The following is a 20,664-nucleotide window of genomic DNA, read 5'->3' as shown; positions in this document are numbered from 1 at the left end:
AATCATTATCTCAGCAGTTCATCCAAAGCTTCCTGACCCTCATCGCTTTCCAGCCAATTAGACGACTTAAAAGCTTCAACGGTTGCATAGTTCATAAAATCGCCAATTTTAACTGATAAAATATGACCGGCCAATTCATGCAGCGGCAGTTCCTTTTTCTGTTTCCACTTTTTATGTATTAAGTATGACCATAAACTCTCGTGCTCAACATCATCGTATCCGAGGATTTTGAACTCTTCAAGTTTACTGTACAAGAAAGGCCGCAAATGATCTTTGTACATTTCGGCGGGATGTTTCTCCACTGGGCGCTCGCTCCTTTTTCCATTTTTCTCGAAGACTTGTCATGCTCGGACGACATCGGCGCATATCTTTATTGTATATGATTCCAGGTAGTTTGAGAAGGCAGGGGTTTATAAAATGGCAAAACAGACTTTTTTAAGGGGCACTCTTATTCTCATCGCAGCCGGGATGATTACGAGAATGCTCGGCTTTGTCAACCGGGTGGTTATCGCCCGGTTTATCGGTGAAGAAGGGGTCGGTTTATACATGATGGCTGCCCCGACATTTTTCTTGGCCACCACTTTGACTCAATTCGGCCTCCCCGTTGCCATCAGCAAACTTGTCGCTGAAGCAAGCGCGCGGGGGGACCGGCAGAAAATGAAACACATTTTAGTGATGTCGCTTACCGTCACCGGGATATTAAGTCTCATCTTCACGCCGCTGTTTTTATGCTTTGCGCCGATTATGTCCGAAACGATGCTGACGGATCAGCGCACGGTTTACCCGCTTCTGGCGATTACGCCCGTCGTGCCGATTATCGCGATCTCCAGCGTGCTCCGCGGTTACTTTCAGGGCAGACAGAATATGAACCCGCTGGCGTTTTCCCAAGTGCTTGAGCAGATCGTGCGGATTTCACTTGTCGCAGTCTGCACGACGGTGTTTCTGCCGTACGGGATTGAATATGCCGCAGCAGGAGCCATGATTTCGTCTGTCATCGGGGAGCTTGCCTCTCTTATTTATTTATTCATTTGTTTTAAAGCAAATAAAACAATCAGAATCAGAAAACAATTTTTCAAGTCGATCGCAAATGGAAAAGAAACCTTCCGCCAGCTGATGAGCGTGTCGCTCCCGACAACCGGAAGCCGCTTCATCGGAAATTTATCTTGGTTTTTTGAACCTATTGTCGTCGCGCAGAGCCTTGCGATTGCAGGAGTGGCCACCGCTGCCGCCACCAGCCAGTACGGAGAGCTGACCGGATTTGCCATGACGGTTTTGACGCTGCCCAGCTTTATAACCTATTCTCTGTCAACAGCGCTTGTTCCTGCGATCAGTGAAGGAATGGAGCAAAAAAAGCTGCAAGTTGTCGAATACCGTCTGGAACAGGCGATGAGGCTGTGTCTTTTAAGCGGAGGCATTTCGGTGGTTATTTTATTCTCTTTCGCTGATGAACTGATGTCCGTCATGTACGGATCAACTAATGCGGCGGTATTTGTTAAAGTGATGGCGCCGTTTTTTCTGCTTTACTATTTTCAGGGGCCCCTTCAGGCGGTGCTGCAGGCTCTCAATTTAGCCGGGGCCGCCATGATGAACAGTTTTATCGGCGCCGCTGTCAAAACCGGCCTAATTTTTGTTTTGGCGACCAGGCCTTCCTTGGGCATCATGGGCGCCGCACTTGCGATTGTAACGGGGATGGTCCTTGTCACCCTGCTGCATGCGGCCACCGTAAGCAAGGTGCTTCCGATCAGCATTAAAATAAAAGAATACGCGCTCTGTTTTGCCGTCATATTCATTTGCGGTTATGTCAGCCGCATCATCAAGCACGCCGTTCATTTTTCAGGATCAGAGGCTGTTAATCTCACAGGCTGGATTGCAATGACCTCGATTTTGTACATTGCGCTTCTTCTGTTATTCAGGCTGATTAAAAGGGAAGAGCTGATCCGGATTCCGGTCATCGGCAAGTTCGTGACGCGGTGAAACCGATTTATGGCTCCCCTTTTTCATCTTTAAGATCAATAAAAAAAGCGCCGTCCGTAAACGTGCAGAATGATATAACCGAAAGATCGCGATATCCTCTTTTTGCTAAATTTTTTTCAAGCCAGTGTTTATCTTTCCCGATTCTGTCCAGATGCTCGTTCTGAATGACCCCGTCAACGATAAGCGATGTTTCCATCTGCTTATCCTTATTGTTTTTCTTTTTGACGATTGACAGTTTGCCCGAAGACTCCAAAATGGCGTACGACACGTCAGAGATTCTATCGATGTTATTCTCCCTCAGCTGCATAAGAAGATCGTCAAAATTGTAGCGCTGCGATCTCATCGCTCGTTCATCAATTTTTCCCTGTTTTATAATAATGGTGGGTTTTCCGTCAAGCAGCTGCCGTATTTTTTGGCTTTTGAGCGAAATAAAAGCAAGGCTTACTTGAATAATCATTAAAACGACAATCGGCACTATTGTGTGCAAAAGCTTATCTTTTACATTTTCAATTGCCAATACGGCAATCTCGGCAATCATAATGGAGACGACAAGGTCTAAAATGCTCAGTTCTCCGATTTCCCGTTTTCCCATCAGTCTGAAAATCACAAGAATGATAAAATAAAGCACAATCGTACGAAACGTAATAATGAAAATATCTTCCATATCGCACCTCCAACGGTCATAGCATTTGCCATCGGCTCTGAATTATGTAATAAACGGGCTGAACATCATGCATTTACGTCTAATTCGAACATTCAGAGAATACATTTAGAAAAAGACGGGCTCCGGCTTGTCATATATCAGGCCGCAGTGCGGAGAGGAGATAAAAATGGAAGAAACGAAACAAGTGGGAAGAGGCGTTTTGTACGGTTTAGTGGCTATTTTTGCGGTGATGCTTCTTACAAGTTTGGCGATTTCGCTTTTACTGACGGTTACCTCAATGGAAGAATCATCTTTCAGCTGGCTGATCACCGCGCTTTCTTTTCTTTCTTTATTTGCGGGAGGTTTTATATCGGGCGGCAAAGCGAAGGAAAAAGGCTGGATGATCGGAGCGTTAACCGCCGTCTGTTTTTCATTAATCATCTTGCTGTTTCAATATTTAGGGTTCGGAAAAACGTTTACATCCGGTCAGCTTTTGTTTCATCTCGGCTTTTTGGGAGTCAGTATGCTGGGCGGCATTTTCGGAGTGAATTTGAAAGGAAGCAGATCAGCGTAATAAAAAAAGAGCGGATTCTCCGCTCTTTTTTTGTATGTATGAGCTTCGCTGTTATTCAGCGGAAGCTTCTCTGATTGCGCGGCGGTCAAATGTTAAACGGGTGTTATCACCTGTTTTAATGACGACCTTGCTTTCATCAATTGAATCAACAGTGCCGTGCAATCCTCCGATTGTCACCACTGAATCCCCTTTTTTCAGCTCTTCCTGCATCTGGCGTACGGCCTTCTGCTGCTTTTGCTGCGGACGGATGAGCAGGAAATAAAGCACTGCAAACATTAAAATAATAGGAACGATTGTGCCTAAAGTACCCATCTGTTTCCCTCCTTTCAAGAATGGTTTTATTTAGAAGCTTTTCGCATTTGGCTTATTATAGCCGTAACGCTCAAAGAACTCTTCTCGGAAATCACCAAGACGATCCTCCCGGATGGCTTGTCTGACCTGCTCCATTAAGTGTAACAGAAAATGAAGGTTATGGTAAGTTGTTAATCGAATTCCAAACGTTTCATTACAGCGGATCAAATGTCTGATGTAAGCGCGGGAGTAATTTTTGCATGTATGGCAGCTGCACTCTTCGTCAATCGGACGGAAATCACGCTCATATTTGGCGTTTTTCATATTCAGACGCCCTTCATTCGTAAACACCGTGCCGTTTCGGGCAATCCGGGTCGGCAGTACGCAGTCAAACATATCCACGCCGCGGATGGCGCCGTCAATTAAGGCATCCGGTGAACCCACACCCATTAAATATCTCGGCTTGTCCTTCGGTAAAAGCGGAGTTGTAAACTCAAGCACTCGGTTCATGACGTGCTTCGGCTCGCCGACAGATAATCCGCCTATGGCATAACCCGGAAAATCAAGCGAAACCAAGTCTTTTGCACTTTGTGTCCGCAGGTCTTCGTATTCTCCGCCCTGTACGATCCCGAACAGACCCTGCTCATCTGAGCGCCCGTGCGCCTCCAGGCAGCGTTCCGCCCAGCGGCTGGTCCGTTCCACAGAGCGTTTCATGTAATCATACTCTGCCGGATACGGCGGACACTCATCAAACGCCATCATGATATCAGAGCCGAGGGCGTTTTGAATTTCCATCGCTTTTTCCGGAGATAAAAACAGCTTGTCTCCGTTTAAGTGATTGCGGAAATGAACGCCTTCTTCTTCTATATTACGAAACTTGCTCAATGAAAAGACCTGAAAACCGCCGGAATCTGTTAAAATCGCGCGGTCCCAGTTCATAAACTTATGAAGCCCGCCCGCTTCTTTTACAATATCGTGTCCCGGACGGAGCCATAAATGGTACGTATTGCTTAAAATAATGCCCGCATCCATAGATTTCAGCTCATCCGGAGACATCGTCTTTACCGTAGCAAGCGTGCCGACCGGCATAAATACAGGCGTCTCAAAGGAGCCGTGGGGCGTATGAACTCTGCCCAGCCGCGCTCCCGTTTGTTTGCATTCCTTTATAAATTCATAACGTATCGGTTGTTCAGCCACTTTGTATGAGGCCTCCTGTCATTCAAATTAGATAATCAGCATGGCGTCGCCAAAGCTGAAGAAACGGTATTCCTCTTCTACCGCATGACGGTAGGCGGAAAGAACATGCTCTCTGCCGGCAAGCGCAGAAACGAGCATGATAAGGGAAGATTTCGGCAGATGAAAATTGGTGATCATGCCGTCAATCGCTTTAAATTCATATCCCGGATAAATGAAGATGGACGTCCAGCCGCTTGAAGCGGTAAATACGCCGTCATGCTCGCCGGCAATGGTTTCCAGGGTGCGCGTTGATGTCGTCCCGACCGACACGATGCGCCCTCCCGCCTTTCTGACCTCGTTTAAAGAGGCGGCGGTTTCTTCCGTCATTTCATAAAATTCCGCGTGCATGTTATGCTCTTCCACATCATCCGCACTGACTGGGCGGAATGTGCCGAGTCCCACATGAAGTGTGATAAATTCAATCCGCACACCCTTTTGCTTCAGCTCGTCCAGAATCTCTTCCGTAAAATGAAGTCCGGCCGTCGGAGCTGCGGCAGATCCGATTTCTTTTGAAAAGACGGTCTGATACCGTTCTTTATCATCAAGCTGCTCTTTAATATAAGGAGGCAGCGGCATTTCACCGAGTGATTCAAGCACTTCGTAAAAAATCCCGTCATACCGGAATTCTATTTTTCTGCCTCCGTGATCAAGCTCCTCCGTGCAGACCGCTGTCAGCCGGCCGTCGCCAAATGTCAGGACCGTTCCTTTTTTTACGCGTTTCGCCGGCTTTACGAGCGTTTCCCATGTGTCATTTTCTTCCTGTTTTAATAACAGAAGCTCCACTTTCGCTCCCGTATCTTCTTTTGTGCCGAATAATCTTGCAGGCAGCACACGGGTATTGTTCAAGACGAGACAATCCCCTTCATTAAAAAAGCTTACAATCTCTTTAAATGAACTGTCCGTCAGCCCGCCCGTCTGTTTGTCGAGCACCATCAGCCGCGATGCGTCACGCTCTTTCAGCGGCACTTGGGCAATGAGGCGTTCAGGCAGTTCAAAATCAAATAAATCGACTTTCATCATTTCACCTTTATTCTGTCTATTGTTATTTCATTCTGCCGAAAAAATTAAGCAGAATGGATAGTATCACACTGATCACAATACAAGTGACAACAGGAAAGAAAAATGTAACATTTCCCTTCTTAACGAAAATATCTCCGGGCAGCCTTCCGACAAAGTGCCAGACTGCGCCGGCAATAAGCAAAACGGCACCAAGAACCATGAGAACCTTCGGAAAGTCAGTCACGGGCGGGCGCCTCCAATCGAAAATGTTCATACACAGCCGGAGTCACGACCCGTCCCCTCGGCGTCCTCTGGAGAAATCCGATCTGCAGCAGATACGGTTCGTACACATCCTCTATTGTATGCGGTTCTTCGCCGATTGTCGCGGAAATCGTATCAAGGCCGACGGGACCGCCGCTGAATTTTTCGATCATGCCCATCAGCAGCTTATGGTCGATATGGTCAAGGCCGAGCGCATCGACTTGAAGACGTTCGAGCGCGTCGTGAGCGATTTCTTCCGTGATGCGGCTGTCGCCGAGCACCTGGGCAAAATCTCTCACCCTTCTGAGAAGCCGGTTTGCAACCCGCGGCGTTCCCCTTGACCGTCTGGCGATCTCCAGAGCCGGAGCTTCTTCGATATCCACTTCAAAAACGTCAGCCGTTCTTGACACGATATCTGTCAGCTCTTCCTGCGTATAGTATTCAAGGCGCGACAGCACCCCGAACCGGTCTCTGAGAGGTGCGGTCAATAATCCGACCCTTGTCGTCGCTCCTACAAGCGTAAAAGGGGGAAGGTCGAGACGGACGGAGCGGGCGGACGGGCCTTTTCCAATGACGATATCAAGGCAGAAATCCTCCATCGCCGGGTACAGCACTTCCTCAATCGAGCGGTTCAGCCTGTGAATTTCGTCTATAAACAGCACATCCCCTGGTTCGAGCGCCGTCAAGATGGCTGCCAAATCTCCCGGTCTTTCGATGGCGGGACCTGACGTCGTCCGCATCTCCACCCCCATCTCATTGGCCACGATAGACGCAAGCGTTGTTTTCCCGAGACCCGGAGGCCCGTATAAAAGAACGTGGTCCAGCGTTTCCTGCCTCATTTTCGCCGCATCGATAAACACGCGCAGATTTTCTTTCACCTTCTTTTGGCCGATATACTGGGCGAGATTCTGCGGCCTGAGGCTTTGCTCGATTATTGATTCATGGCTGTCTGCTTCACTTGAAACGAGCCGTTCATCCATGAACATCACCTTACTTTAATAATTTTTGCAATGCTTTTTTCACATATTGATCTGTTGAAAGCGCCGTTTCCTCTTTTAAGTGAGGAAGCACTTTTTTAATTTCTTTTTCGGCGTAGCCGAGAACCCTAAGCGCTTCAAGCGCCTCGTCAAGCGCCGTTTCAGCCTCTTGTTTTTCAATGCGCGCTTCATGATTGAACAGGTTGTCAATCATTTCAGGCACGACGTCGGCCAGTTTGCCTTTCAAATCAAGAATAATCTGCCGCGCCGTTTTTTTGCCCACACCCGGAAATTTCACCAAAAAGGCTTCATCTTCCTGTTCGATCGCTTCGATGACGGCTCCGGGGTCACCGGAACCGAGGATGGCGAGGGCCCCTTTCGGCCCGATGCCGGTGACGTTCAGCAGCTTTGTGAAAAGCGCTTTTTCTTCCCGGGTTGAAAAACCGTACAAAGAAAAGGCGTCTTCTTTTATATGATGATACGTAAAAATGGTCTCTTGATTGCTTACCTTATAAATAAACGGGTTCGGAGTGAAGACCTGATAGCCGATTCCGCCGTTTTCAATCACGATGTATTGGGGAGATACATAATCAATCGTCCCCTTCACGAATTCAATCACACCTATTCACCTCTTTGACTGCTTATCATTGTAACACAAAAACAGCCAAAGTCTTATAGAAAAGTTAACGTATGTTCGCTTTGACACCTTCCATTCAGAAAAAAAAAGACATGTGTCACATGTCTTGCGTCAAAGTCAGCCGCTGTAAGTCTTAATATGATCGATCACGCTCTCAAACTCCGCTTTTGTCCTGTACGGTATGCCGTGTTCCAAGTGCTTTTGCAATCGGCTTTCCAGCCTTTCTATATCAATCTGGAAGAAAGATTGAATCGGCTCGGCCAGCGATCCGGGACGGCCGTGAAAAGTGGAGATGACGCCTCCGTCCGTGACGCCGATATAACCGTTAACCTTACTGAGCGGAGAAATGTCATCAACATGCTTACGGAAAAGGACGAAGCCTTTTTTCTGCTCAACGAGCGTCCAGCCCGCATATGCGGCCCAAAAATCCTCCATCGCCAAAACGGTTTCATCCGTATGTTCGATGCCGACATCACCGTCCAGATAGACCTTTTCCAGCTGGACGTGCACCCGAAGCGGCCCGTAATGCTCAACCTCCGCCCCGTATGCGCCTTTTCCTCCGCAAATCAGGACTGCAGCCGATAAGATAAGCATAAACAATAGACGAGCACCGCAAATTCGTTTCACCAATAACACCTCTTTATTCAATCAAACTCTTGATGCTAGTTTGACCAAAGATGCCGGTGCTTAACCGTTTTCTTTCATTTGTCTGTTTCAGCCGAAAAAAAGCAGCCTCTATATGAGGGCTGCCCCGATGATTATGCCCGGCCGGCTGAAATCAGTTTCATTTGTCCGGGCGTCAGTTTGAGCCGGTATCCCCTTACGGTCAGATACACAGTTTTTGCTCCGCGGCTTTTGTCATGCTCCGTTTTTTTCATTCCGGCCCCTCCGTTACGTTTTATTACTTTTATGTTACCACCGCAACATAAAGAGCGTTTTAAGAATATGTAAAGAAATGATGAAGCTTTATCCATAAAAATACTGCCGGATGAAATCATCCGGCAGTCCCGTTTAACGGCTGTTTCTGTTCATGTCTTGCAGCTTTGTAAAAGTAGCGTTGTCGGTAAACACTTGAATTGTACGGCCGTCCGCAAATTTTTTGGCCGCATGTTTGACATGTTTATCATCATTTTTCGTAAAAGGATGATTTGTTCTGACGGCAATGACGACTCTCGTGTCAGTCACGATGACCTGACTATCCTGTACGCCTTTTACTTTTTTCACGCGGTTTGCAACTTTTGCCGCCAGCCTGATGTTTTCGGCGTTGTCATACCCATTATAAGACATTGCTGCCGGCGGCGTATTGACATTTCGGCCGTTATATGTGCCGTCCGTCGTTAACGGAACCCCGTCATTAGGCGCATACTGGTCGGACACGTTTGTCGTATTATGACGGCCGTTTCGGTTTTCCATCATTTCAGAAACGGGTCCTTGATGGTCCATTCCGTACTGGCGTCTGCCGTTATCATTATCATTCGAATAATATCCGACCGGACGTGTTGACTGATTGTAGCGTCCGTCATTCATGGCATTATTTGCTCCGCATGCCGTTAAGCTTGCCGTCACGGCTAAAACGCCTGCGATCGTCATCAGTTTTTTACCCAATGGAAAAACCCCCCGTGGATTCATCGCTGTTTGAGCGTTTTCCGCTCATGTTTAGGATGTGCGGCCGACGGCGGGTTTAAGCTTGTCAGTTATGTCCATTCCTCAGTTGGACATAAAAAAAGGAACGACATACATCGTCCCGAAACATTAATCTTCTTCTTCCTCCGGCCGTCCGAATACTTGATTTGGACTCGGCTGATTCGGCGCGGCATTAGGATTTGTTCCGCCGTAAGGCATAAAATATCCGGCGTTTGCACCCACATTCGGATACGGCTGCACAGGCACATTTGCGTGATGGTGATGTGAACCGTGGTGATGATGGTGGTGGTGATGTGAATCATGGCAGCCGCAATCATCATCCTTATATTTTCCATCATGATGAGGCGCGTTTGCGTAATGTGACGAATATCCGCCGTAATACGGCATTTGACCGTACGGAGCACCGCCGAAACCTGATGCAGAACCATCATAATGCTCTGCATTTTCATGGGCCTGGTTCTCATATTCACCGTAACCCGCCTGCGGCCCAAATCCCGGATGATGGAATCCGTACGGTAACGGCATCGGCATTACCGGAAAGCCTCCAAAACCTCCTCCAAAACCGCCGAAACCTCCGCCTACCGGGAAGCACGGATGGCATAGTCCCGAACCCGGCAGCATCGGTGTCACCGGAACCGGACAAGGACAAGGCATGCACGGCATCGGGTAATGCATAAAAGGCGGTTCAACGGCCGGCATATTCGGAAACGGGACATTCGGAATGTTTGGCATGTTCGGCAGATGATAAGCGGCGTTTTCTTCTTCCATCTTACCGGCTTCAGGCGCCTTCGGCATATTCGGGTAATTCGCGTTTTCCATGTTGATCATTTCCTCCTGTTGTGGAATGTTATTGTCATGCTCTTTTTCTTTCGGCTCGACAAAATGTGTCACCGGTTCCTCCGGCTTAGGAGGCGACCACGGCTGAAACAGCTGATTGGACGGATAATATTGGTTCATATCAGCTTCCGGCAGCACATTTTCATGCTTTTCAGGGATTGGCGGCACATACGGAATTGACGGCTTCGGTTCTTCCGGTATGGTGTCTTCAATGTCCACAACTGATTTCGGTTTTTCTTTGGCATATGGATGCTCATGCTTATGCGCAGACGTTCCGAAGCCGGCCTTGGGCTCTTTTCTGACCGGAACGGCTTCTGAAGGCACCTTTATCTTCATTCCAGGCATAATTAAGTCTGGATTGCTAAGCTGATGATTCAGTTTTTTTAACTCTTCAAGATCAACTCCGTATTTTTCAGCTATTTTCCAGAGCGAATCGCCTTTTTGAACGATATGAATTTTCAACGTTTTCCCCTCCTATGCACAAAACGTGAACGGTACATTTGTCATTACAATACGTTTCTTCACACTATATGCCGGTGGACTGGGCATGATGATAAAAAATTTGGGAAGGAGGGGAAATTTTTATGATTACGTATGACTCAGCATTCTGTTCAAAGCACGAAGCGCTTCTGTCCGAACCGCTTCCGGAACTTTAATGACACCCTTCGGCTCGCCTTTTTCAAGCTGCTCAAGCGACCACAATAAATGCGGCAGGTCGATTCTGTTCATTGTCAGACACGGACACATATCGGGATTCAATGATTCAATCTGTTTATCCGGGTGCGAGTGAATGAGGCGCTGAACAAGATTCATTTCCGTGCCGATCGCCCACTTGCTTCCCGGTTCTGCCTGTTCAATCGTATCAATAATATATTTGGTAGACCCGCTGTCGTCACTGAGCGAGACCACTTCCCGCGAACATTCCGGATGAACGATAATGCGGATGCCGGAATCCCGCTGCCGCAGCTGAGAAATATTTTCCGCTGTAAACTTTTCGTGTACGGAGCAATGCCCTTTCCAAAGGATGACTTTAATGTTTTCCGGATGGTCAGTAAGCAATCGGTTCTGCCCCGGGTCCCATACAGCCATTTCTGTCAGCGGAATGCCGAGGTCATAGGCCGTATTTCTGCCTAAATGCTGATCCGGCAAAAATAAAATTCTTTCTTTTTGTTTAAAAGCCCATTTCAGCACACTCCGGGCATTCGAAGAGGTGACGGTCGCTCCTCCGTGCCGTCCGACGAATGCTTTAATTTCCGCCGTCGAGTTAACATATGTTAACGGAATGATGGTGTTACCGTACAGTTCTTGAAGCTCTTGCCATGCTTTGTCCGTCTGCTGAATATCTGCCATATCAGCCATCGAGCATCCGGCGCGCATGTCGGGCAAAATGACGGTTTGGTTATCATCAGTCAGCATATCAGCGGTTTCCGCCATAAAATGCACGCCGCAAAACACAATATATTCCGCCTCTTTATTTTTTTCTGCCACTTGAGCAAGCTGCAGGGAGTCACCTGCCGTATCGGCGAATTGTATCACTTCGTCTTTTTGATAGTGATGCCCCGGAATGAATAAGCGCTTTCCGAAAGCCCGTTTAATGGCGGCGACACGCTTTTCCATTTCTCCGGTGCTCATGTCTTTATAATGGCTCGGCATCATTTCGGCTGATGCAGTTAACACGTCAAAAATAGACATCTTATAAATCCCCCTGTTCCGCAGCCTCAACATCCATGCTGATGTCGGCGCTTTTTACTGAATGAGTCAGAAATCCGAGTGAAATATATTGGACGCCCGTCCCTTTATAAGCGGGCAATGTATCGAGTGTTATGCCTCCGGATGCTTCCGTTTTGATATGACCCGGTGTCATGCCTGCAAAACGCCGGACGGACTCAGGCGGACAGTTGTCAAACATAATAATGTCTGCGCCCGCTTCTATTGCCTCGAGCAGCTGCTGTTCGGATTCGATTTCGACTTCCACCGCAAGCATCTGCCCCGCCGTTTTTCTTGCCCGCTCCACAGCTGCCTTTATCGATCCGCAGGCGGCAATATGATTATCTTTAATCATGATGCCGTCATATAAGCCGAAGCGATGATTAAAGCCGCCTCCGATGCGCACAGCGTATTTTTCCAGCATTCTGAGCCCGGGTGTCGTTTTTCTCGTATCACAAAGCTTGATGGACGGATCATCAAGACGCCTTTTGGCCTCATCCGTCATGGTCGCAATGCCTGACATTCTTTGTATGAGATTCAGAATGACCCGCTCCCCCGTAAGAAGAGCTGCCGCCCGGCCTTCCATTTCAGCGAGCACGTCTCCTCTTTTCATCCGTTCTCCGTCTTTTTTCAGGGAGCGGATGCGGATATCATCGTGTAAAAGCTTCCATCCTTCACGGATAACGTCTTCTCCGGCAAACACGCCGTCTGTTTTTGCGATGATCCGCGCTTTACATTGCTGATCAGAAAAAATCGCTTGTGACGTCGCATCACCCGTTCCGATATCTTCCTGAAAAAAATGAGTCAGCATTTGTTTCAGCTGCAGAATGTCCATAGTTCCCCAATCCTTTCGTTTTTTCTGATAACCGTTCCAGATGTTGAATGAATGATTTGTTTTCCGTGCCAATCATTCTCCGTCCCGGGAAAATCAGTGCGAAAATGAGCGCCTCTGCTTTCTTCACGAATAAGGGCTGAGGTGACAACAAGTTGCGCAGTCTTCCATAGGCAGGATAGCTCGGCTTGTTCCATTGTGATATCCTTCACATTTATATGACGCACAGATACGTTGTTAAGCCAGGATGCCAGCGCCTGCAGGTTTTCTTTATCCCTGACGATGCCCGCTCCGGTTGTCATTTTGGCTTGGAGCACATGAAGCGTTGTGTCCGGCACTTGTAAGATGACATCAGATTTCTTCGGGGTTTTTTTATATCTTCCGTTTAACGGCGTTTGAGTGATATGTTCAGCACATCGTTGCCCGCTTGCCAGCGCTTCCAGCAGTGAGTTGCTCGCAAGGCGGTTCGCCCCGTGCAATCCTGTGCAGGCTGTCTCGCCTATAGCGTACAAATCAGGCACGGACGTTTTCCCCCAGGTATCGGCTTTTACTCCGCCCATTAAAAAATGCATTCCGGGTGCTACAGGAATCCCGCTCTCAAGATCAACGCCGGCTGTTTGACAAATTTCTGTTATGGTCGGAAAACGTTTGTTAAAATCGGCTATTCGGCTGCAATTTATAAAAACAGGATTTTCTTTCATCATTTCTTCATAAATCGCCCGTGAAACCACATCCCGGGGCGCCAAATCCTCAAGCGCGTGTCTGCCAGCCATGATCCTGCGCCCGAAGCGATCCGCTAAATATCCGCCTTCTCCTCTCACTGCTTCAGAAATCAGGCCGTACACAGTCCCGTTTTTCACAAGGAGGGTCGGGTGGAACTGGGTGAACTCCATATCCGTGATCTCAGCTCCCGCGCGGAAGGCAAGAGCGATGCCGTCTCCTGTTATGGCGGAATCATTTGTGTGATATTGGTACAGACTGCCGCAGCCGCCTGAAGCAAGCACTACACAATCCGCTCTTCTGTAAGAAACGGCGCCTGAAGCATCCTTTACGGCAACGCCTGCGCATCGCCCGTGTTCAATCAGCAGATCAACAACCGTCTCGTGTTCAATGATCCGAATGCCGTCCCTCAGCTGCTGAACCAGAAACTCAACCAGCATCCGTCCGGTCGCATCTCCCCCGGCGTGCAGAATCCTCCTTTTGGAATGAGCGCCTTCCCTGCCGAGACAAAAGGTTCCATCCGACTTCGTATCAAAAGGGAAACGGCCTTCTATCAGCCTGTTTATCATGCTCTGTCCGCTTTTCAGCAAATGCCGCACGGCTGTCACGTCATTGTGTCCGCATCCCGCATACAGTGTATCGTTCACATGGGATTCTATAGAGTCATCTTTTGCGTATGAAACAGCAATCCCGCCTTGAGCATAATGCGAATTGCTGTTCGTTACGTTTCTCTTTGTAATGACGGTCACTTGGTATGACGGAGGAAATGAGGAAGCACAGGCAAGGGCCGCCGTCCCCGAACCAATGACGATAATTGTTTTTTCAGACATACATCACCCTCCCATTATATTTACACCTGTCTTGACACCTATATTTACACAACGATAAAATAAACTCAAGCTTTTTTTAACATAAACGGATAGGAGACGGGCTGTATGATTTATCTTGATTACGCGGCGGGAACGCCTTTAAGCAAAGAAGCCGCGAAAGTCTTTCAGCATCTCAGCACAGAGGTATACGGCAATGCAAGCAGCCTTCATGACGCCGGAGGAAGAGCGGCGGACGTGCTGGAATATTGCAGACATTCTGCAGGAAAATTGATCGGCGGAGCGGCAGACGGCATTTACTTTACAAGCGGCGGAACGGAAGCGAACATCTTGGCCGTCCAATCGTTGCTGCACGGTCTGCCCGACCACAAAAAACATTTTATTACGACCGCAATGGAACACCACTCGATCCATAATGCCGCGGCGTTTTTAGCTGACCGGGGAATTGATGTCACCATCATATATCCCGACGAAAACGGCCTTATAACCGAGGACATACTGGCGGCTCATATCCGTCCTGACACGGGGCTCGTATCCATACAGCACGCCAATTCAGAAACCGGCCTCATCCAGCCTGTGAATCGTCTGGCCGCTTTTCTTCACCAGAGAAACATTTTACTGCATTGCGATTGTGTTCAAAGTTTCGGCAAACTGCCGATTGATGCGGATCAGGCGGGAATCGACGCCCTTTCCGTCTCCGGTCATAAAGTATACGGCCCGAAAGGCACCGGGGCTGTTTACATTCGGCCGGGTGTCAGCTGGAATCCGGTTTATCCGCATACCGTGCATGAAAACGGGTTCAGGCCCGGTACGGTGAATGTGCCGGCCATCGGCGCTTTTACCGCTGCTGCGGAGTATGCAGTGAAACATATGGAGGAACACCGTGAGCATGCTGACAGGCTGAGGAATTATTTGTATGACCAAATTCGGCGTCAAGGCCTCCCCATTTCATTTTCAGAGGAAGAAACTGACGGTGAATGCCTGCCCCACATTGTCGGGTGTTTTTTTCACTCCTTTGAAGGACAATATATTATGTTAGAATGTAATCGTAACGATATTTGCATCTCAACCGGGAGCGCATGTTCCGCCGGCAGCCACGGCCCTTCTTCAGCTATGAAGGCGCTGAGAAAAACCGAACGGGAAGCACGGCAGTTTTTCCGGATCTCATTCGGAAACGAAACAACATGTGAACAGCTCGATATGCTGATACATACATTTACGGCGCTGTGGGAGCAAAAGAAAGGAGAATCAGCAATTTGACAGAAGGAACGAAGCTTACTGGGGCGAAAAGACGCGACATGCTGCTTCATTGGCTGAAAGAAGCCGGCTCGCCATTAACAGGAGGCGAATTGGCCAAAAAAGCAAATGTTTCAAGACAGGTGATCGTGCAGGACATATCGCTCTTGAAAGCAAAAAGCGAACCGATTATCGCGACGAGCCAAGGCTATTTATACATCAGCATGAATGCCGGCGGCGAAAAAAACGCCGAACGGATTGTCGCCTGTCTGCACGGCCCGGAGCGGACGGAAGAAGAGCTTGAACTCATTGTCGATGAAGGCGTCACCATAAAGGACGTCATTATTGAACACCCCGTATACGGCGATTTAACCGCCGCCATAAGAGTCAGCACACGGAAAGAAGTCAAACAATTCATGGATCACATTAACTCGACAAATGCCGCTTACCTTTCACAGCTGACCGGAGGCGTGCATCTCCATACGTTAAGCGCCCCGACAAAAGAGCGGATTGACCAAGCCTGTCAAGCGCTGGACGACGCGGGTATTTTAATAAAAGATTAAAAAAAAAGCCCCCTGAAGGGGAGCTTTTTTTATATCGAATAGGATTGATATGTTCCCAGAAGCTTGACCCGGCAGCCGAGGGCTTCCATCTCTTGAACGGCACCGGGAATGAGAACCTGATCCATCGCCTGTTCAATATCAATAATAAAGAAATAGTTGCCGAGACCCGTTTTGGTCGGGCGCGATTCGATCTTTGATAAATTCAGGTTTCTCCATGAAAAAGCGGACAGCACCCTGTGCAGCGCGCCTGATTGGTCATCTTGGGGAAGCGTTACCATCATCGTCGTTTTCGGCCGTGAAGACAGTTTCGCATTCACTTCGAATGAGACGTCTTTTTCAGGCGAAAGAATGACAAATCTCGTGTGGTTGTCCTGATAATCCTGAATATCCCGCTTCACGATGCTCAATCCGTATGTAGCGGCCGCCATTTCATTTGCAATCACGCCGATCGGAAGGTCCGAATGCTCACTGACATACTTGGCAGCCGCACCTGTTGACTTCGCATACTCATAAGGAACGGACGAAAAATGCCGGTGAAGAAATTTGTGACATTGCGCAATCGCATGGGAATGAGAATAAATTTTCTCAAGCTTTTTCCACTCATTTTCTCTCGAAGGGTGAACGAGCAGATGCTGGTGAATCGGCAGCGTCATTTCCCCCACGATCGCAAGAGGCTGCTCATGAATCAAGTAGTCAATCGTTAAGTTAACCGAGCCCTCCAGCGCGTTTTCCAAAGGAACAAATGCAAGATCAACTTCTCCCGCAACCGCCGCATCCATGCATGCCGGTATTGTTTGATAAGGTGCTTGTGTCACGCTGTTTTGAAAGCAGGAACTGACTGCTAGATGTGTAAATGTGGCTTCTGGCCCTAAATAACCGACTTTCATGTCTCTTCTCTCCTTACGCGCCTGACCCTAAGATCTCAACTTTTTCTATAAAATCAAATTTTCTCAGTTTATTCATTAACGTATGAATGTTTTCTTCCATTGCGGACGTACTGATTGAGAGCGTGACATTCGCCCTGCCCTGAAGCGGAATCGTCTGGTGAATGGAAAGCACGTTGCTTCCTGAGTCAGCCACCGCCTGCAAAAGCTGGGATAACGCGCCTGACCGATCCTCCAAATGAAAGAAAAGTGTGATTATTTGTTCTTTAACCATCGTGTAAAAAGGGAAAACCGCATCTCGGTATTTGTAAAAAGCGCTTCTGCTTAAATCAACTTTCTGCACGGCATCTGCAACCGATTCAGCCTTTTTTCTGTCGAGCAGCTTTTTGACTTCAAGGGTTTTCCGCATCGCATCAGGCAGAACGTCTTCACGCACTAAATAAAATGTCTCTTCTTTCACCTGCACCCCTCCCTTTTACATCAGAGAGCCTGCATTGCAAGCTCTCCGTCTTTTTAATCAATAAATTCAAATTCAAATTCCAGCAGCCGGATGATATCGCCGTCTTTAGCACCGCGTTCTCTGAGCGCTTCATCAACGCCCATACCGCGCATCTGTCTTGCAAAACGCTTGACGGATTCGTCACGGGAGAAGTCAGTCATTTTAAAGAGACGTTCCAGACTGTCACCTGAAAGCACAAACGCGCCGTCCGGATCACGGGTAATGTCAAATGGAATTTCTTCATCTTCCATCGTGTACATTACACGGTTTTCCGCCAGTTCTTCTTCATCATACAGCGGGAATTCAGGCGTTGTTTCCAGCTGGTTGGCGACTTCAAACAGAAGATCGCGGAGTCCTTCTCTCGTCACCGCGCTGATCGGGAAGACAGGATGGTCATCCTGAAGCTTTTCTTTAAACGCTTTTAGATTTTCAGCCGCTTCGGGCATGTCCATTTTATTCGCAACGATAATTTGCGGACGCTCCGTCAGCCGCAGATTATATTCACTGAGCTCCTGATTAATGGTCACATAATCCTCATACGGATCACGGCCTTCCATCGCTGACATGTCAATGACGTGAACGATGACGCGCGTCCGTTCGATATGGCGGAGAAATTGGTGGCCTAAGCCGACTCCTTCGTGCGCTCCTTCAATCAAACCGGGCAGATCCGCCATGACGAAGCTTCTTCCGTCATCCGTTTCCACCATGCCCAGATTCGGAACAAGCGTTGTAAAATGATAATCGGCGATTTTCGGCTTTGCCGATGAAACGACAGACAGAAGCGTAGATTTTCCGACGCTCGGGAAGCCGACGAGACCTACGTCTGCAAGCACTTTCAGTTCAAGCACGATATAGCGCTCTTTTCCGGGCTCTCCGTGCTCTGACAGCTGCGGTGCCGGGTTGGCCGGTGTCGCAAAGCGGGTATTTCCGCGTCCGCCGCGTCCGCCTTTTGCGATGACGGCGCGCTGCCCGTGCTCAGTCAGATCGGCAATGACCTGTTTTGTATCGTCATCCGTTACGACTGTGCCGGGCGGAACTTTAACAACCATATCGTCCGCATTTCTGCCGTGCTGGTTTTTAGACATGCCGTGCTCGCCGCGTATCGCTTTGAAATGGCGCTGGTACCGGAAGTCCATAAGCGTGCGCAGTCCTTCATCAACCTCAAAAACGACGTCGCCTCCATTACCTCCGTCACCGCCGGCAGGCCCGCCTTTCGGCACATATTTTTCACGGCGGAACGCAACCATTCCGTTACCGCCGTCGCCGCCTTTTACATATACTTTCACCTGATCTACAAACATAATATCCTCCGTTCTAAACCGTAAAAAACCGCTAGTTCATTCCAATTTCGGCCACACATTCATGGCCGGTCAGCTCAAATTGCATGACATCAAAGTCCTCATACCGCGATTTGCGAAATTCATCAAACACATCTGCATTTGCAATCGTTCCATGAAAATCGAGATATACAATAAGCTGTCTGTCAGGGTGATCTGTCTGCAGCGATACGGTCAGATGATTTTCACTTTCATTGCTTACCGCCAGACCGAACAGATGAAACAGTTTTCTCATCAGGTTCGACAGCTTTTGATCATATGCCGATAAATCTTTAATTTCTCCGAGCACTTCGTATTCGAGCCTCATATAACGGGACTTCCAATTAAATGTCAGAAAGTCAAACGCCAAGTGCGGGGTTTTCAGGTTTGAGAGCTTTGATTCGTGCTTTGCATCTATGACCATTTCGTCAATAATTTCAACGACCCTGTCATACTTCTGCAAACTTAAGTTTCCTTTTATCAGCTGCAGCTTATTCATCCAATCATGACGGAAATGGCCCATTAATTGGATCAGTTCATTGATCAGAGCCGCATCGCTTACAGGTTCTTCTTGTTTCTTCGATACATCCTTCATTTTCGCACTCCCAATCGTTTAATTTCTTTTTAGGAGTCTTGATAAGTGTGTACTATGAATTATAACAGAGAAGGCTTTGTTAAAAAAACACTTGTTTTTCCTGGTTCATCATGTTCCTTTTTCGGATCGCATACAATGCGGATGCCAGGCAGAAACATTTTTGGTATCACTGCTTGGGGAACATATCCAGTGGGTATGAGAAGCTGATGTCCTCATTCAAGGCGGGGTTCACTCACGCATCCTCTGCTTTTCATTCTTGATGTTACTCCGCTTACTGCAAAAAAAACTCCAGTCAACGACCGGAGTTTTTTGTGTCATTATTGAGCTACAGGATATACGCTCACTTTTTTGCGGTCACGGCCGAAACGTTCGAATTTAACAGTTCCGTCGATTTTAGCAAAAAGAGTGTCATCTCCTCCGCGGCCCACGTTTTCACCTGGGTAGATTTTCGTTCCGCGTTGACGGTAAAGGATAGATCCGCCTGTTACGAATTGACCGTCTGCACGTTTAGCGCCTAAACGTTTAGATTCAGAGTCACGTCCGTTCTTTGTAGAACCTACACCTTTTTTAGAAGCGAAAAACTGAAGATCTAATCTAAGCATGTAACTCACCTCCTATATTTGGTTTGCAGTCAACCGTAAGTGTTCACTGTAATCCCGCTCGATCGTTTCAAGAGAAACAATCATGCCTTCAATCAGCAGCTGCGCTTTTTGCAAAGCTTCCTGATCAGCGGCTTCAGGGAATTCAAAGTAGAAATAACCCCCGTCCTCGCCTATATCAAGAATCGGTTCGAGAGGAGCCAGCGCGATAACCGCATTGACCGCTCCGAAAACGACAGCCGTGACCCCGGCGCAAACGAGATCTCGTCCATGTTCAGCAAAATCGGCATGTCCCGTCATTTCAAAGGACAAAATGCCCCCGTCATCCCGGGATCTTCGAATTGTTGCCTCAATCATGCTTACGCGTTGATTTTTTCGATTGTCAATTTAGTATAAGGCTGACGATGACCTTGTTTTTTATGAACATTTTTCTTTGGCTTGTAACGGAAAACAGTGATTTTTTTCGCACGGCCTTGTTTTTCAACTTTAGCTGTAACTGTCGCGCCTGCAACTGTTGGGTTGCCGACTTTCACGCTGTCTCCGCCAACAAACAATACGTCTTCAAACGTCACTGTTTCACCTGCTTCAGCAGCAAGTTTTTCGATGTAAACAGTTTGACCTTCTTCAACTTTGATTTGTTTTCCGCCTGTTTTAATGATTGCGTACATTCTCTGCACCTCCTATTAGACTAAGACTCGCCAGCAACAGGGGGCTTTAAAGCTCTTATCACCTGTCCCGAGCGGTTGTAGCATTGGTGCTACATCCATAACATTAAAAAATATATCAGAACCAAAAGGATATGTCAATCTATTT

Annotated in this window: 26 protein-coding genes and 1 other annotated feature; of the genes, 4 read left to right on the top strand and 22 right to left on the bottom strand. The window is 48.0% G+C overall.

The genetic code is table 11. The features are described from left to right. Window positions 1-5: 5 nt before the first annotated feature. Window positions 6-302, bottom strand: coding sequence for a post-transcriptional regulator (locus MJQ52_RS18340; protein WP_007408189.1), 297 nt, complete (start codon window positions 300-302; stop codon window positions 6-8). Between the two features lie 115 nt (window positions 303-417). Between MJQ52_RS18340 and spoVB the strand changes: the two genes are divergently transcribed. Further along, window positions 418-1,974 carry a stage V sporulation protein B gene (spoVB, locus tag MJQ52_RS18335; protein WP_025649680.1) on the top strand — a complete coding sequence of 519 codons (1,557 nt, stop codon included), beginning with the start codon at window positions 418-420 and terminating at the stop codon, window positions 1,972-1,974. A 7-nt stretch (window positions 1,975-1,981) separates the two neighbouring features. On the opposite strand, the gene MJQ52_RS18330 is transcribed toward spoVB, so the two are convergent. Beyond that, a complete protein-coding gene (locus MJQ52_RS18330) occupies window positions 1,982-2,638 on the bottom strand; it encodes a DUF421 domain-containing protein (protein ID WP_003152699.1) in 657 nt (218 codons plus the stop codon). A gap of 166 nt (window positions 2,639-2,804) precedes the next feature. On the opposite strand from MJQ52_RS18330, the gene MJQ52_RS18325 reads away from it, so the two are divergent. Continuing rightward, window positions 2,805-3,191, top strand: coding sequence for a TIGR04086 family membrane protein (locus MJQ52_RS18325; protein WP_003152697.1), 387 nt, complete (start codon window positions 2,805-2,807; stop codon window positions 3,189-3,191). A 51-nt stretch (window positions 3,192-3,242) separates the two neighbouring features. On the opposite strand, the gene yajC is transcribed toward MJQ52_RS18325, so the two are convergent. From yajC to nadB, 13 genes are all read right to left on the bottom strand, one after another. Next, the gene (yajC, locus tag MJQ52_RS18320) at window positions 3,243-3,503 is read right to left on the bottom strand and encodes a preprotein translocase subunit YajC (protein WP_003152695.1); all 261 of its coding nucleotides are present in this window, start codon (window positions 3,501-3,503) and stop codon (window positions 3,243-3,245) included. Window positions 3,504-3,533: 30 nt separating this feature from the next. Further along, a complete protein-coding gene (tgt, locus tag MJQ52_RS18315; protein WP_007408186.1) occupies window positions 3,534-4,679 on the bottom strand; it encodes a tRNA guanosine(34) transglycosylase Tgt in 1,146 nt (381 codons plus the stop codon). Between the two features lie 27 nt (window positions 4,680-4,706). Then, window positions 4,707-5,735, bottom strand: coding sequence for a tRNA preQ1(34) S-adenosylmethionine ribosyltransferase-isomerase QueA (gene queA, locus MJQ52_RS18310; RefSeq protein WP_003152692.1), 1,029 nt, complete (start codon window positions 5,733-5,735; stop codon window positions 4,707-4,709). 25 nt (window positions 5,736-5,760) lie between these two features. After that, on the bottom strand, window positions 5,761-5,961 hold the full coding sequence (locus MJQ52_RS18305) for a DUF2905 domain-containing protein (protein WP_003152687.1): 201 nt from the start codon (window positions 5,959-5,961) through the stop codon (window positions 5,761-5,763). Then, entirely contained in the window at window positions 5,954-6,958 is a 1,005-nt protein-coding gene (gene ruvB / locus MJQ52_RS18300; protein ID WP_003152685.1) for a Holliday junction branch migration DNA helicase RuvB, read from the bottom strand. The genes MJQ52_RS18305 and ruvB overlap by 8 nt, the downstream gene beginning before the upstream one ends. A 10-nt stretch (window positions 6,959-6,968) precedes the next feature. Beyond that, complete coding sequence (ruvA, locus tag MJQ52_RS18295; protein WP_003152683.1) at window positions 6,969-7,574, bottom strand: Holliday junction branch migration protein RuvA; 606 nt, start codon at window positions 7,572-7,574, stop codon at window positions 6,969-6,971. Between the two features lie 135 nt (window positions 7,575-7,709). Continuing rightward, window positions 7,710-8,219, bottom strand: a complete 510-nt coding sequence (locus tag MJQ52_RS18290; protein ID WP_012118093.1) for an intercompartmental signaling factor BofC — start codon at window positions 8,217-8,219, stop codon at window positions 7,710-7,712. 131 nt (window positions 8,220-8,350) lie between these two features. Continuing rightward, window positions 8,351-8,470, bottom strand: a complete 120-nt coding sequence (locus MJQ52_RS18285) for a hypothetical protein (protein ID WP_007612850.1) — start codon at window positions 8,468-8,470, stop codon at window positions 8,351-8,353. A 133-nt stretch (window positions 8,471-8,603) separates the two neighbouring features. Then, on the bottom strand, window positions 8,604-9,197 hold the full coding sequence (locus MJQ52_RS18280) for a YhcN/YlaJ family sporulation lipoprotein (protein ID WP_069013531.1): 594 nt from the start codon (window positions 9,195-9,197) through the stop codon (window positions 8,604-8,606). 147 nt (window positions 9,198-9,344) lie between these two features. Then, window positions 9,345-10,535, bottom strand: coding sequence for a SafA/ExsA family spore coat assembly protein (safA, locus tag MJQ52_RS18275; RefSeq protein WP_434181845.1), 1,191 nt, complete (start codon window positions 10,533-10,535; stop codon window positions 9,345-9,347). A gap of 126 nt (window positions 10,536-10,661) precedes the next feature. After that, window positions 10,662-11,765, bottom strand: a complete 1,104-nt coding sequence (nadA, locus tag MJQ52_RS18270; RefSeq protein WP_025649684.1) for a quinolinate synthase NadA — start codon at window positions 11,763-11,765, stop codon at window positions 10,662-10,664. Between the two features lies 1 nt (window position 11,766). Next, window positions 11,767-12,615 carry a carboxylating nicotinate-nucleotide diphosphorylase gene (gene nadC / locus MJQ52_RS18265; RefSeq protein WP_094247694.1) on the bottom strand — a complete coding sequence of 283 codons (849 nt, stop codon included), beginning with the start codon at window positions 12,613-12,615 and terminating at the stop codon, window positions 11,767-11,769. Further along, a complete protein-coding gene (gene nadB, locus MJQ52_RS18260; RefSeq protein WP_070082164.1) occupies window positions 12,597-14,162 on the bottom strand; it encodes an L-aspartate oxidase in 1,566 nt (521 codons plus the stop codon). The genes nadC and nadB overlap by 19 nt, the downstream gene beginning before the upstream one ends. A gap of 105 nt (window positions 14,163-14,267) precedes the next feature. Here nadB and MJQ52_RS18255 point away from each other — a divergent pair, with 105 nt between their 5' ends. After that, the gene (locus tag MJQ52_RS18255; RefSeq protein ID WP_094247693.1) at window positions 14,268-15,419 is read left to right on the top strand and encodes an IscS subfamily cysteine desulfurase; all 1,152 of its coding nucleotides are present in this window, start codon (window positions 14,268-14,270) and stop codon (window positions 15,417-15,419) included. Then, complete coding sequence (locus tag MJQ52_RS18250) at window positions 15,416-15,958, top strand: transcription repressor NadR (protein ID WP_014305508.1); 543 nt, start codon at window positions 15,416-15,418, stop codon at window positions 15,956-15,958. The genes MJQ52_RS18255 and MJQ52_RS18250 overlap by 4 nt, the downstream gene beginning before the upstream one ends. Window positions 15,959-15,987: 29 nt before the next feature. Here the strand turns inward: MJQ52_RS18250 and pheA are convergent, their stop codons facing one another. The 7 genes from pheA to rplU form a co-directional block, all read right to left on the bottom strand. Then, window positions 15,988-16,845 (bottom strand): prephenate dehydratase, encoded by an 858-nt coding sequence (gene pheA, locus MJQ52_RS18245; protein ID WP_003152668.1) that lies wholly within the window; start codon window positions 16,843-16,845, stop codon window positions 15,988-15,990. A gap of 13 nt (window positions 16,846-16,858) precedes the next feature. Next, window positions 16,859-17,302, bottom strand: coding sequence for a transcriptional regulator ThrR (thrR, locus tag MJQ52_RS18240; protein ID WP_007408173.1), 444 nt, complete (start codon window positions 17,300-17,302; stop codon window positions 16,859-16,861). Between the two features lie 53 nt (window positions 17,303-17,355). Continuing rightward, entirely contained in the window at window positions 17,356-18,642 is a 1,287-nt protein-coding gene (gene obgE, locus MJQ52_RS18235) for a GTPase ObgE (protein WP_003152665.1), read from the bottom strand. Between the two features lie 31 nt (window positions 18,643-18,673). Further along, on the bottom strand, window positions 18,674-19,252 hold the full coding sequence (locus tag MJQ52_RS18230; protein ID WP_003152664.1) for a sporulation initiation phosphotransferase B: 579 nt from the start codon (window positions 19,250-19,252) through the stop codon (window positions 18,674-18,676). 317 nt (window positions 19,253-19,569) lie between these two features. Continuing rightward, window positions 19,570-19,854, bottom strand: a complete 285-nt coding sequence (gene rpmA / locus MJQ52_RS18225) for a 50S ribosomal protein L27 (protein WP_003152662.1) — start codon at window positions 19,852-19,854, stop codon at window positions 19,570-19,572. Between the two features lie 12 nt (window positions 19,855-19,866). After that, the gene (locus MJQ52_RS18220) at window positions 19,867-20,208 is read right to left on the bottom strand and encodes a ribosomal-processing cysteine protease Prp (protein ID WP_060674727.1); all 342 of its coding nucleotides are present in this window, start codon (window positions 20,206-20,208) and stop codon (window positions 19,867-19,869) included. Between the two features lie 2 nt (window positions 20,209-20,210). Then, window positions 20,211-20,519 (bottom strand): 50S ribosomal protein L21, encoded by a 309-nt coding sequence (gene rplU / locus MJQ52_RS18215; RefSeq protein WP_003152660.1) that lies wholly within the window; start codon window positions 20,517-20,519, stop codon window positions 20,211-20,213. 13 nt (window positions 20,520-20,532) lie between these two features. Next, window positions 20,533-20,606: a sequence feature (ribosomal protein L21 leader region), on the bottom strand. Between the last annotated feature and the right edge of the window lie 58 nt (window positions 20,607-20,664).

The sequence above is a fragment of the Bacillus sp. jun7 genome, assembly GCF_051034795.1.
GTDB classification, from domain to species: domain Bacteria; phylum Bacillota; class Bacilli; order Bacillales; family Bacillaceae; genus Bacillus; species Bacillus velezensis.
This window is presented reverse-complemented; position numbering and strand designations above follow the sequence as displayed.